At 65.3% G+C, this 12,552-nt stretch carries 14 protein-coding genes; 11 read left to right on the top strand and 3 right to left on the bottom strand.

Going from position 1 to position 12,552, the window contains the following annotated elements:
* The 3 genes from K2W61_RS24650 to flgA all read right to left on the bottom strand — a co-directional run bounded on the left by K2W61_RS24650 (window position 1) and on the right by flgA (window position 1,659).
* Entirely contained in the window at window positions 1-477 is a 477-nt protein-coding gene (locus K2W61_RS24650) for a flagella synthesis protein FlgN (RefSeq protein WP_236757081.1), read from the bottom strand.
* Window positions 478-524: 47 nt separating this feature from the next.
* On the bottom strand, window positions 525-818 hold the full coding sequence (gene flgM / locus K2W61_RS24645; protein WP_175135829.1) for a flagellar biosynthesis anti-sigma factor FlgM: 294 nt from the start codon (window positions 816-818) through the stop codon (window positions 525-527).
* Window positions 819-945: 127 nt separating this feature from the next.
* A complete protein-coding gene (gene flgA / locus K2W61_RS24640; protein ID WP_175141979.1) occupies window positions 946-1,659 on the bottom strand; it encodes a flagellar basal body P-ring formation chaperone FlgA in 714 nt (237 codons plus the stop codon).
* Window positions 1,660-1,827: 168 nt separating this feature from the next.
* Here flgA and flgB point away from each other — a divergent pair, with 168 nt between their 5' ends.
* From flgB to flgL, 11 genes are all read left to right on the top strand, one after another.
* Window positions 1,828-2,235 (top strand): flagellar basal body rod protein FlgB, encoded by a 408-nt coding sequence (gene flgB, locus K2W61_RS24635; RefSeq protein WP_175135827.1) that lies wholly within the window; start codon window positions 1,828-1,830, stop codon window positions 2,233-2,235.
* A gap of 22 nt (window positions 2,236-2,257) precedes the next feature.
* On the top strand, window positions 2,258-2,677 hold the full coding sequence (gene flgC, locus K2W61_RS24630) for a flagellar basal body rod protein FlgC (RefSeq protein WP_175135826.1): 420 nt from the start codon (window positions 2,258-2,260) through the stop codon (window positions 2,675-2,677).
* A gap of 57 nt (window positions 2,678-2,734) precedes the next feature.
* Window positions 2,735-3,430, top strand: coding sequence for a flagellar hook capping FlgD N-terminal domain-containing protein (locus K2W61_RS24625; RefSeq protein WP_175135825.1), 696 nt, complete (start codon window positions 2,735-2,737; stop codon window positions 3,428-3,430).
* A 71-nt stretch (window positions 3,431-3,501) separates the two neighbouring features.
* Window positions 3,502-4,971, top strand: coding sequence for a flagellar hook-basal body complex protein (locus K2W61_RS24620; protein ID WP_236756747.1), 1,470 nt, complete (start codon window positions 3,502-3,504; stop codon window positions 4,969-4,971).
* Window positions 4,972-5,009: 38 nt separating this feature from the next.
* Entirely contained in the window at window positions 5,010-5,771 is a 762-nt protein-coding gene (locus tag K2W61_RS24615; RefSeq protein WP_175135823.1) for a flagellar basal body rod protein FlgF, read from the top strand.
* Window positions 5,772-5,838: 67 nt separating this feature from the next.
* A complete protein-coding gene (flgG, locus tag K2W61_RS24610) occupies window positions 5,839-6,624 on the top strand; it encodes a flagellar basal-body rod protein FlgG (protein ID WP_175135822.1) in 786 nt (261 codons plus the stop codon).
* On the top strand, window positions 6,624-7,313 hold the full coding sequence (locus tag K2W61_RS24605; RefSeq protein ID WP_175135821.1) for a flagellar basal body L-ring protein FlgH: 690 nt from the start codon (window positions 6,624-6,626) through the stop codon (window positions 7,311-7,313). Before flgG ends, K2W61_RS24605 begins: the two co-directional genes overlap by 1 nt.
* A 2-nt stretch (window positions 7,314-7,315) precedes the next feature.
* Window positions 7,316-8,452 carry a flagellar basal body P-ring protein FlgI gene (locus K2W61_RS24600; RefSeq protein ID WP_175135820.1) on the top strand — a complete coding sequence of 379 codons (1,137 nt, stop codon included), beginning with the start codon at window positions 7,316-7,318 and terminating at the stop codon, window positions 8,450-8,452.
* A 5-nt stretch (window positions 8,453-8,457) separates the two neighbouring features.
* Window positions 8,458-9,441, top strand: a complete 984-nt coding sequence (gene flgJ / locus K2W61_RS24595; RefSeq protein WP_175135819.1) for a flagellar assembly peptidoglycan hydrolase FlgJ — start codon at window positions 8,458-8,460, stop codon at window positions 9,439-9,441.
* Window positions 9,442-9,514: 73 nt separating this feature from the next.
* Window positions 9,515-11,191 (top strand): flagellar hook-associated protein FlgK, encoded by a 1,677-nt coding sequence (gene flgK / locus K2W61_RS24590; RefSeq protein WP_175135818.1) that lies wholly within the window; start codon window positions 9,515-9,517, stop codon window positions 11,189-11,191.
* Window positions 11,192-11,240: 49 nt separating this feature from the next.
* Complete coding sequence (flgL, locus tag K2W61_RS24585) at window positions 11,241-12,500, top strand: flagellar hook-associated protein FlgL (RefSeq protein ID WP_175135817.1); 1,260 nt, start codon at window positions 11,241-11,243, stop codon at window positions 12,498-12,500.
* Window positions 12,501-12,552 lie beyond the last annotated feature (52 nt).

Raw genomic sequence — 12,552 nt, 5'->3', positions numbered from 1 at the left:
CTAGCCGGCGACGATGGGCTTGCGGCCCGGCGCGCTGCGGGCGCCGCGGCCGTGGGCGTCATAGGTGGAAGTGCCGCCCAGGCCGCCGATCTGGCGCAGGGCGTCCAGCGATTGCTGGGTATAGCGCAGGTGCACGTCGATCAGGGCGCCGTTGCGCATGTTGATCTCGTTGGCCGAGGCCGATTTGGACAGCAGGGCCTGCCACACGCCGGACAATTGCGGATGCAGCACGGCGGCCTGCTCGGTCCCGGCGTGGCCGGCGGGCAAGCCGATCTCGGCCAGCAGGTCATCGCGGGTGTTGCTCAGGTCGACCAGTTGCCGGGCGACACTGCCCTTGCGCTCGGTGATGTCATGCAGCGCGTCGACGTTGCCAGGCCCGACCAGCACCTTGGTTTCTTCCTCCAGGATGGAAGAGAATTCGGTGATCAGGACGTCTTCCTGTTTCAGGCAGGCTTGCAGGGACTCGACAGGGCTCATGGTCATGCGGGAACGGGTCGGGAAGCGAAAGTCGCGAAAACGGCGGATTACTTCAGCAGGTCGCGGGCGCTGGCGATCAGGCCGTCGGCGATGCGGCTGGTATCGATCTTGAGCTGGCCGGAAGCGATGGCGGCGCGGATGGCGGCGACACGCTCGACGTTGATGTCGTTCGAGCCGTCCTGCAGCGCGAGCATTTTGCGCGAAGCCGAACTCAGCGCGACTTGCGAGCTGCTGGCGCCGCTGGCGCCGCCGGCGCCGTAGGCCTGAGCGACCGCGGACTCGGCGCGAGGACTGACGGCGTCGGGCGAGATGGGCCGGTTGGTGGTCGAATTGATTTTCAAGGTTTTCTCCGCAGGGCGTCCTGGGTCGGTTTGCGACGGGTCCGCCTACTTATGCCTCTGTAACGACAGGGCCGGAAAGAACTTTAGGGCAGACGGGCGGTTGCCGCAACGCGATATGTAACATGACCTAAAGTTGTATTTCGACCAGACCGGCGTTACGCACCACGCCGCTCACCACCTGGCCGCTGGCGGTGCGGACCTGCACGGTGGCGCCGGGCGCCGCGTTGTCCAGGGCCTGTCCTTCGCTGCTGACCACGAAGCCGTTGCCACGGGCGTTAATGCGCACATTCGAGCCACGCAGCACCGACTGGGCGTTGCGCAGCGCCGTACTCTTGACCGGTTGGCCGGCGTGGATGCGGTAGGCCGCCGTCATGCCGATCACGGCTTCGGGGCGGGTGATCGCGCCCGGCGGCAGGGCCACCAGATCGCCGTCGCGCGGGATCAGGTCGGCCGGGGTGAGCGCCTGGCCAGCCGCGATCATGCGCGACGCAACATAGTAGTGGCCCGGCACGCTGACCGTGGCCTGCAGGTAGGTGGTCCAGGCCTTGGGGGCGTTGCAGCGCACGCCCACGGTCATGCGCGAGCGCAGTCTCATGCCGGACGGCATAAATGGGGACATGACATCGCAGGGCGCCAGCCGCTCGACCCGCGGCGGGTCGATCGCCACCGAAGGCTGGCCGGGCAGGGCGGCCAGTTGTTCCAGCAGATATGTCTGCGCGGCGGCGATGATGGCTTCAGGCGCCTGCGTCGGGGTGTCCTGCGCCCAAGCCGCCCCGACGGGGGGCAGCAGCAGGGCGGCCAGGCAGGCGGCGCGCGCGCGGTGGGTAGCGAGGCATTTCATGATGACTGGATTGTAGAAGCCCGCGCCACTCGGCAATACGTGAATTGGATGAGAAATGATGGGTTATTTGGTTGATTGTGTTGTGCCGCCGAACCCTATGATGCCGTCATCCAATGGGATAGCGGTGTGTCCGTCGTCCCGGGTTTCATCCGTACTGAAGGCGATCCGATGTTAGACCGGCTTAATGAAGATTTCCGCTTCTTCCAGCAGTCACTGGCGCTGCGCGCGCAGCGCCAGGAAGTGCTGTCCTCCAACATCGCCAATGCCGACACGCCTAACTACAAGGCGCGCGATTTCGATTTCAAGGCGGCGATGCAGAACGCCATCGAAGGCTCCATGCGCCTGCCCGACACGTCGCTGACGCTGACCTCGGCGCGCCACATCCCGGCCAAGGCCGTATCCGAAGGCCCCACCCAGATGCTGTATCGCCTGCCGTATCAGCCCAGCCTGGACGGCAACACGGTCGACATGGACGTCGAGCGCGTGCAGTTCGCTGATAACACCTTGCACTACCAGAGCACGATGCAACTGCTGTCGGGGCGCATCCGCTCCATGATGTCCGCCATCCAGGATTGATTTTCATAGGGAACTGCAGGCAATGTCCTTGTTGAGTATTTTCGATATCGCCGGTTCGGCGCTGAGCGCGCAGTCGCAGCGCATGAACGTGGCGGCCAGCAACATGGCCAACGCCGACAGCGTGGTCGGCCCCGACGGCCAGCCGTACCGGGCCCGCCAGGTAGTGTTCCAGGTCAACCCGCCGGCCGGCCAGGCGCTGGGCCGGGAGATCGGTGGCGTGCGGGTGGCGGGCGTGGTGGTGGACCAGTCGCCGCTCAAGATGGTCTACGACCCCAAGCATCCGCTGGCCGACGCCCAGGGCTACGTCAGCATGCCCAACGTCGACCCGGTGGCCGAGACGGTCAACATGATCGCGGCGTCGCGGTCGTACCAGGCCAACGTCGAGGTGCTGAACACCGCCAAGAGCCTGATGCAGAAGACCCTCACCATCGGCCAATCCTGATTCTCCTGATTCCGCGCGCCGCGCCGCCCGCGCGGAAGTTTTTGAAGAAGTGAACTCATGACCACCGTCGATCAAACCACAAGCAAGACCGGCCTGGGCCTGGCGCAAGTCGGCGCCAGCGGCTCGAGCACCGCGCAGGGCCTGCAGGACCAGTTCCTGAAGCTGCTGGTGACGCAGCTCCAGAACCAGGATCCGCTGAACCCGATGCAGAACGCCGAGCTGACCTCGCAACTGGCGCAGATTTCCACGGTGGAAGGCATCACCAACCTGAAGAACACCATGCTGGCCATCAGCGGCCAGATCGATGTGTCGCAGTCGATGAATGCCGTGGCGATGATCGGCAAGGGGGTGCTGGTGCCGGGCTCTGGCGTCAAGGTCGGCGTGGATGCCGAGAACCCCGCCGAGCGCGTGGTCACGCCCTACGGCCTGGACCTGCAGAATGATGCGGCCAAGGTCCAGGTGCGCATTTCCGACAGCAACGGCGCGGTGGTGCGCACCATCGAACTGGGCGAGCAGAAAGCCGGTGTCTACACCCTGGATTGGGACGGCAAGAACGACGCCGGTGTGGCGCTGGATGCGGGCGCGTACACGGTTTCCGTGCTGGCCACCGACGGCGACGACAAGAAGGTGGCAGCCGAAGTGCTGAAGTACGGCAAGGTCAAGAGCGTGGCCTATTCCACCAACGGCCTGCGCCTGGACATGGGCCTGGATGGCCAGACCAGCATGCTGGACGTGCGCAAGGTGATCGGCTGAGGCCAGCCGGTTTGATGATCAGCCGGCGCCACGGCGGCGGTTTCCAAATTTAGAGATTAGCGAGAGAACACATGGGCTTCGGACAAGGATTGAGCGGCTTGAACGCCGCGGCGCAGAACCTGGACGTCATCGGCAACAACATTGCCAACTCGGGCACGGTCGGCTTCAAATCGTCGACCGCCTCGTTCGCCGACGTCTACGCCAGCTCGCGGGTCGGCCTGGGCACCAAGGTGGCCGGCATCACCCAGCGCTTCACGGTGGGCACGGTCAACGGCGGCGGCGGTGAATACGATATCGCCATCGACGGCGCCAAGGGCATGTTCCGCGTCACCGACCAGAGCGGCGCGGTCATGTACAGCCGCAATGGCGAATTCCTGGTCGACAAGAACAACTTCATCGTCAATGCGCAGGGCTACCGCCTGACGGGCTACCCCGCCGGCGGCATCGGCGCCAACCCGGTCGAACTGCAACTGCCCACCGCCAACGTCGCGCCCAAGGCCACCACCACGGCCACCACGGTTGCCAACCTGGACGCCAACGCCAAGGTCATCTACCAGGTCGACACCGTCACCTCGCCGGAAGTGCCCGGCTCGGTGACGTTGGGTGGCGTTCCGTACACCTTCACCAGGGCAGGGGGCGGCGTCATCACCTGGACCCCGGGCAACCCGCCCGCCGGCGTCTACGGCACCGCGCCCGACACCGTGACGATCGACGGCGCCGGCCAGGTCACCGCTGGCAACCTCAACGTCATCCCCGGTTTCGTCGACTACACCGCCGCCGTGACCGAAGTCGGCAAGCCGTTCGACCCCAAGGTCACCTCCAGCTACACCAACGCCTCGCCCATGACGGTGTACGACTCGCTGGGCAACTCGCACCAGGTGATGCAGTATTTCGTCAAGCGCGCTGCCGACGCCGCGGGCAACAGCGTCTACGACGTCTACTACACGATCGATGGCCAGGCCATGGCGCCCACCACCGAGGCGGCCGGCGTGTGGGGCAACCCGACGCAGTTCACGTTCAACAAGGCCGGCGCCATGACCAGCGCCAACACGGTCAACCTGTCGTTCGCCACGCCCGGCGGCAACACCACGCCGGCCGATCCCCTGGCCATCGCCATCAACTACACCGGCACCACGCAGTACGGCAGCGCCTATGCGCTCAAGAACCAGCCGGACGGCTACACCTCGGGCGAATTCAGCGGCATCAACATCGGTTCCGACGGCAGCCTGGTGGCCCAATACACCAACGGCGAAACTTCGATCGTCGGCACCATCGTGCTGGCCGACTTCGCCAACCTGCAAGGCCTGCAGCCGGTGGGCAACAACGCCTGGAAGGAAACCGCCTCGTCGGGCCAGCCGATTCTCGGCCAGCCGGGCAGCAACGGCCTGTCCAAGGTGGTGGGCCAGGCGACCGAGTCGTCCAACGTCGACATGAGCAAGGAGCTGGTCAACATGATCATTGCCCAGCGCACCTACCAGGCCAACTCGCAGACCATCAAGACCCAGGACGAGATCATGCAAGTCCTGATGAACCTGAAGTAATGCCTGACGGGCACGCGACGACACCGACGGAATAGGCAATGGATCGAATCATCTACACCGCCATGAATGGCGCAGCGCGGATCACGGAGCACCAGGCCGCGCTCTCCAACAACATGGCCAACGTGAACACGCCGGGTTTTCGCGAGCAGATCGCGCTGTACCGGTCGGTTCCGGTGAACGACGGCGTGAGCCTGCCGACGCGTGTTTCGACGGTGGCGTCGACGCCCCGCAACAACTTCGAAATGGGCAACATGCAGACCACCGGGCGCGACCTGGACGTGGCCCTGGCCAGTTCCAATGGCTGGATCGCCCTGCAGACCCCGCAGGGCGAGGCCTACACCCGCGCCGGCAGCCTGCAGGTGGGGGTCAACGGCCTGCTGCAGACGTCGCTGGGCCAGCCGGTGATGTCCGACCAGAACGGCATCATCGACGTGCCGGACCAGGCATCGCTGACTATCACCTCGGATGGCACGATTACCGCCATCGGTGCCGGCGATGCCCCCAACAATATTCTCAACCTGGGCCGCATCAAGCTCGTCAATCCGCCGGAGACGCAGTTGGTGCATGGTGACGACGGCGTTTTCCGCCTGGCGCCGGTCAATGGCCAGCCGGCCCCCCCGCAGCCCGCCGACCCCAGCCTGCGGGTGCTGTCGGGCGTGCTGGAAGGCAGCAACACCAATCCCATGGCGTCGATGGTGGGCATGATCGAAAATGCCCGCCGCTTCGAGCAACAGATGCAGGTGGTGCAGCAGGCGGACCGCAACGCCGAGCGCGCCAACGGCATCCTGTCGGTGGCCTGATCCGGTTGGCTGATCCGAACAATATTTTTCGCGCGCGGCCGGGCCGCGGCACCAGGAGTACTTCATCATGATGCGTTCACTGTGGATTGCCAAGACGGGCCTGGAAGGTCAACAGACCTCGATGGACGTGATTTCCAACAACTTGGCCAACGTCTCGACCAACGGCTTCAAGCGCGGCCGTGCCGTGTTCCAGGACCTGATGTACCAGACCCTGCGCCAACCCGGTGCGCAGGTGGGCGACGCCGCGCAATTGCCGTCGGGCCTGCAGCTGGGCACCGGCGCCCGCGTGGCCGCCACCGAGCGCATCCACACCACCGGCGGCCTGAACAACACCGGCGGTGAACTGGACGTGGCGATCAACGGCCGCGGCTTCCTGCAGGTCGAGCTGCCGGACGGCACCCAGGCCTACACCCGCGACGGCGCGCTGCAGCGCGACCAGAACGGCCAGTTGACCACGGTCAGCGGCTACGTGATCCAGCCGCCCATGAACGTGCCCGACAACGCCCTGTCGATCTCCATCGGCAAGGATGGCATCGTCTCGGTGACGCAGCCGGGCGCCGCCGGCGTCAATGTGCAGATCGGCCAGTTGCAGATCGCCACCTTCATCAACCCCACCGGCTTGCAGAGCGTGGGCGAGAACCTGTACCTGGAAACCGACGCCTCGGGCCCGGCCAACCTGTTGCAGCCCGGCATCGATGGCGCGGGTACGTTCATGCAGAACTACGTGGAGACTTCCAACGTGAACGTGGCCGAGGAACTGGTCAACATGATCACGACCCAACGCGCCTACGAAATGAACAGCAAAGCCGTCAAGACCTCGGACGAAATGCTGGCCCGCCTGACCCAACTGTGATGCCTATGCCTGTCTTGCGTCTGGTTTCGAGCGCGGCCCTGGCGTTGCTGGTGGCCGGTTGCGCCATGATTCCGCCCGAGCCCATCGTGACCGGGCCGACGACGGCGCCGCCGCCGCCGCCGCCGATGCCGGCGGCGCAGCCCTCGGGCTCGATCTACCAGCCCACGACTTACGGCAACTACCCGTTGTTCGAGGACCGCCGGCCGCGCAACGTCGGCGATATCGTCACCATCGTGCTGAACGAGAAGACGAACGCCTCCAAGAACGTCGCTACCAATACCAACCGCAGCGGCAGCGCCAGCCTGGGCATCGCCGCGGCGCCGTCCTTCATGAACAGCTGGGCCAACGCCAACCTGAACACCGACGCCAAGGGCGGCAACGTGGCGCAGGGCAAGGGCGACAGCACCGCCAACAACGCCTTCACCGGCACCATCACCACCACGGTGGTGGGCGTGATGTCCAACGGCAACCTGCAGGTGGCGGGCGAAAAGCAGATCGCCATCAACCGGGGCAGTGAATACGTGCGCTTCTCGGGCGTGGTCGATCCGCGTTCGATCACCGGGACCAACACCGTGTCCTCGACCCAGGTGGCCGACGCCCGCATCGAATACCGCAGCAAGGGCGTCATGGACGAGGTCCAGACCATGGGCTGGCTGCAACGCTTCTTCCTGCTCGTTTCGCCGTTCTGATCATGAAACATCCCACTCCGATTTCCGCCTTGCTGTCCCTGCTGGCGCGTGTCTGTGTCGTGGCGGGGCTGCTGGCCGGCGCCTCGGCGGCGCATGCCGAGCGGCTCAAGGATCTGGCATCCATCCAGGGCGTGCGTGGCAACCAGCTGATCGGTTACGGCCTGGTGGTGGGCCTGGACGGCAGCGGCGACCAGGTGCGCCAGACGCCGTTCACGCAGCAGAGCCTGACCAACATGCTGTCGCAGCTGGGCATCACCGTGCCCGCCGGCAGCAACATGCAGCTCAAGAACGTGGCCGCGGTCATGGTGACGACCACCCTGCCTGCCTTCGCGCGGCCCGGCCAGACCCTGGACGTGGTGGTGTCCTCCATGGGCAACGCCAAGAGCCTGCGCGGCGGCACGCTGCTGATGACGCCGCTCAAGGGCGCCGACAGCCAGGTCTACGCGATCGCCCAGGGCAACATCCTGGTCGGCGGCGCGGGCGCCTCCGCCGGCGGCTCCAGCGTGCAGATCAACCAGCTCAACGGCGGCCGCATCAGCGGCGGCGCGATCGTCGAGCGCGGCGTGCCCACCACCTTCGCGCGCGATGGTTACATCTATCTGGAAATGAACAATACCGACTTCGGCACCGCCCAGAACGTGGTGACGGCGTTGAACCGCAAGTTCGGGCAGGGCACCGCCACCGCCCTGGATGGCCGCGTGGTGCAAGTGCGCAGCCCCATGGAGTTGTCGGCCCAGGCGCGCTTCCTGTCGCAGGTCGAAGACCTGCAGGTGACGCGCGCGCCGACCGTGGCCAAGGTCATCATCAATGCCCGCACCGGGTCGGTGGTCATGAACCGTACGGTCATGATCGAAGAGGCCGCCGTGGCGCACGGCAACCTGTCGGTCGTCATCAACCGCCAGAACCAGGTGTCGCAGCCGGACACGCCCTTCACCGAGGGGCAGACGGTGGTAGTGCCCAATACCCAGATCGAAGTGCGGCAGGACAACGGCTCGCTGCAACGCGTGACCACCAGCGCCAACCTGGCCGACGTGGTCAAGGGGCTGAACGCACTGGGGGCCACGCCCCAGGACCTGCTGGCGATCCTGCAGGCCATGAAGAGCGCTGGCGCATTGCGCGCCGAACTGGAAATCATCTGACCGCCATGGCCTACACCAGCCCCTCCACGCGCCTGGGCAGCCGCCAGGACTCCGTGTTCGACATGGGGCGCCTGTCGGACCTGAAGCGGGAAGTGACCAAGGATCCGGCCCACCCCGGCACCGAGCAGCAAAAGCAGGTCGCCAAGCAGTTCGAGGCCCTGTTCCTGCAGATGATGCTCAAGCGGATGCGCGAAGCCACGCCCAAAGAGGGCCTGTTCGACTCGCAGCAGACCCAGATGCTGCAATCGATGGCCGACGAGCAATTGGCGCTGCACCTGGCCACGCCAGGCATCGGCCTGTCGCAGTCGATCCTGGCGCAGATGCAGCAGGGCAAGCCGGGCGACCTGCCGACCGAGGCCGTGCAGCGGCTGGGGCAGGGCACCGACCTGGATTTCCAGACCGGCGGGTCGCGCCAGGTGTCGGCGCTGATGGACGTGATGCGCAACAACCGCGCCAGCGATCGCGCCCTGGCCGCGGCCGAAGGCGCGCCCGAGCATGTCATCAATTTCGTGTCCAAGATGTCGCGCGCGGCCATGCTGGCCTCGCAACAGAGCGGTGTGCCGGCGCGCCTGATCATGGGTCAGGCGGCCCTGGAATCGGGCTGGGGCCAGCGCGAGATCAAGCACGAGGACGGCCGCACCAGCTACAACCTGTTCGGCATCAAGGCCGGCCCGAGCTGGAAGGGCAAGGTCGTCAATGTCTTGACCACCGAGTACGAAGACGGCGTCGCGAAAAAGGTGACGCAGCCTTTCCGGGCCTATTCGTCCTACGAGGAATCGTTCGCCGACTATGCCCGCCTGATCGGCAACAGCCCGCGCTACGAGGCCGTGACGCAGGCGCGCAACGAGATCGAGGCGGCGCATCGCATCCAGAGCGCCGGTTACGCCACCGATCCGCAGTACGCGCAAAAACTCATCGGCGTCATGGGCCAGCTGCGCGGGGCGGCCGCCAAGGTGGATATTTCGCGCCAGATGTTGGAAGGACTCTAAATTTGGATTACCTGGTGCCGTTAATCGGGTATCCAGAAATATCAGTCACGGTTACATACGGGGCACTGTCAGCATGAATCTGTACAAAATGGCGTTGGGCGGGTTGAACGCATCCCAGGCGGGACTGGCCACCACCGGTCACAACATCAACAATGCCACCACGGTCGGTTACAACCGCCAGCGCGTCATGATCTCGACCGCCGGCGCCCAGGCCACCAGCAACGGGTTCATCGGCCGCGGCGTGCAGGTCGACACCGTCGTGCGCAGCTACGACAGCTTCCTGTACAAGCAACTGGTCGGCGCCCAGGGCAGCAGCGCCCAGTTGCAGACCCAGCTGGATCAGGTCTCGCAGATCAACAACTTGTTCGCCGACCGCACCGTGGGCATTGCGCCGGGCCTGAACAATTTCTTCACCAGCATGAACACCGTGGCCAGCAAGCCGGCGGATCCCGCCGCGCGCCAGGATCTGCTGGGCAAGGCCAACAGCCTTTCCACCCAGATCCGCTCGGCCTACCAGGAAATGCAGAACCAGCGCCTGGGCCTGAATACGCAGATCACCACCACCGTCGAGCAGGTCAACAGCTATTTGTCCCGCATCAACGACCTGAACAGCCAGATCGCCATCGCGCGCGGCAAGGGCGCCGGCAATCCGCCGAACGACCTGATGGACCAGCGCGACCAGGCCGTCTCCGAGCTGAACCAGCTGATCGGCATCACCACCTACGAGCAGGGCGACAAGCTCAACATCTCGCTGGCCTCGGGTGGCCAGGCCCTGCTGTCCGGCGAAACCGTCTACCCGTTGCAGGCCGTGTCGTCCGCCAAGGACGTCAGCCGCACCGTCATCGCCTACACCTTGCCGGCCGGTTCCGGCGGCAAGACCGTCTCGGTCGAATTGAACGACGCCGAAGTCACCGGCGGCAAGCTGGGCGGCTTGTTGCAGTTCCGCGCCAGTTCGCTGGACTTCATGCAGGCCCAACTGGGCCAGATGGCGGTCGGGCTGGCCATGTCGTTCAACGAACAGCACCGCCAGGGCCTGGACTCCGCCGGCAACCCCGGCACCGATTTCTTCAGCATCGGCAGCCCCCAGGGCGTGCCGAATGCCAACAACAAGAGCGGCGCGCAGCTCAGCGGTACGTTCACGAACGTGGACAACATCAACGCCAAGGACTACGAAATCAGTTTCGACGGCGCCAATTACCGCGTGACGCGCCAGCCGGAAGGCACCCAGGTATATAACGGCCCGGCCACCGGCACGCCGCCCACCGCCACGCTGGACCTGACCGACGAGATGGGCGTGTCGCTGACGATCGACGCGCCGCCGCAAGCCGGCGACAAGTGGTCGCTGTCGCCGACGCGCGATGCCGCCCGCGACATCAACGTGCTGATCACCGACCCGGAAAAGGTTGCGGCGGCCGACGCCGACGGCGGCGATGCCAACGGCAAGAACGCGCTGCTGCTGGCGCAATTGCAGCACACCAAGGTGCTGGGCCACGGCACCATGAGCATCACCGAGATGTTCGGCCAGGTGGTCAACACCGTCGGCGTGCAGACCGCGCAGATCGCGTCGGCCAACACCGCCCAGAAGAATCTCGTTGCCCAGAAGACCGCGGCCCAGCAGTCGGTGTCGGGCGTGAACCTGAACGAAGAATACGTGAGCCTGTCGCTCTACCAGGAGCAATACCAGGCCAGCGCCCGCATCATCGACGTCGCCAGCACGCTGTTCGATACGCTGCTTGGCCTGCGCGGCTGATCCGGATCGCTGAAATCGTGACCTATCAAGACCTATTTGGAGCTTCCCCATGCGCCTGAGCACCTCGATGATGTATTCGAACGGCCTGAAGGGCGTTCTCTCTCAGGAATCCGACATGAACCGCCTGGTGGAACAGGTGGGCAGTGGCAAGAAGTTCCTGACGCCGGCCGATGATCCGCTGTCGGCATCGCTGGCGATCAATGTGGCGCAGACCCAGAGCATGAACGCCACGTACCTGCTCAACCGCAACACCGCCAAGACCAACCTGGGCCAGGAAAGCAACATCCTCGACTCCGTCACCACGGCGTTGGCGGACGTGCGTACCCGCGTGGTGCAGGCCGGTAACGGCACGTTTGCCGACAGCGACCGCCAGGCCCTGTCGACCGCGCTGAAGAACGCCCGGGAAGCGCTGCTCGGTCTGGCGAACAGCACCGACGGCAACGGCCAATACCTGTTCTCGGGCTACCAGGGCGGCGTGGTGCCTTATGCCCAGGACGCCAACGGCAAGATCGTCTATAGCGGCGCCACCGGCGATCGCACGGTGCAGGTCGACCAGTCGCGCCAGATGTCCACCAGCGACATCGGCAGCGACATCTTCAACCGCGCCAACCCCGGTTCGCAGGCTTATGTCAGCACCGCCGCCGAGGCCAATACCGGCACCGCCCAGTTCAGCACGGTCTCGGTGACGCCGGGCAGCCCCAACATCGGCAAGAACTTCAAGTTGCAATTCGAATCCGACCCGGCCACCGGCAACATGGGTTATCGGGTCATCACGACCGACCCCAACGCCAACCCGCCGGTACCGCCGGTCATCAACCCGGCGCCGCCGGCCGCGCCCTCGGTCTATACGCCCGACGCCTCCATTGATTTTGGCGGGGTGTCGGTGGTCGTCAAGGGCACGCCGCAGAACGGCGACGTGATCGACGTGGAAAGCGTGCAGTCCGCCGACGTCGACATTTTCAATACGCTGGACAGCCTCATCAAGACGCTCGACTCGCCGATCGCCGGCGATCCGGTGGCGCTGGCCAAGCTGAACAACGAATTGGCGACGGCCAACAAGAAGCTGTCGACCAACTACGACAACGTGCAGACCGTCTCCGCCTCGGTGGGCGCCCGCATGAACGAACTGGAGGCGCTGGACGCCACGGGCACCCAGAAGGGCCTGGGCTATTCCAAGTCCTTGTCGGATCTCGAAGACCTGGACTACTACTCGGGCGCCAGCCAGCTGGCTTTGCGCCAGGTGGCCTTGCAGGCGGCGTCCGCGGCGTTCATGACCATCCAGGGGTCGAGTCTTTTCAGCCGCAAGTAATACGGTGAGTCCATAGGCCGTGCTCCGCAGGGGCGCGGCATGTTGCGCCCTT

The organism is Achromobacter pulmonis (assembly GCF_021733725.1).
GTDB classification, from domain to species: Bacteria; Pseudomonadota; Gammaproteobacteria; order Burkholderiales; family Burkholderiaceae_B; genus Achromobacter; species Achromobacter pulmonis.
The sequence above is the reverse complement of the archived record's forward strand: the minus strand, read 5'-3'. Positions and strand labels throughout refer to the sequence as shown.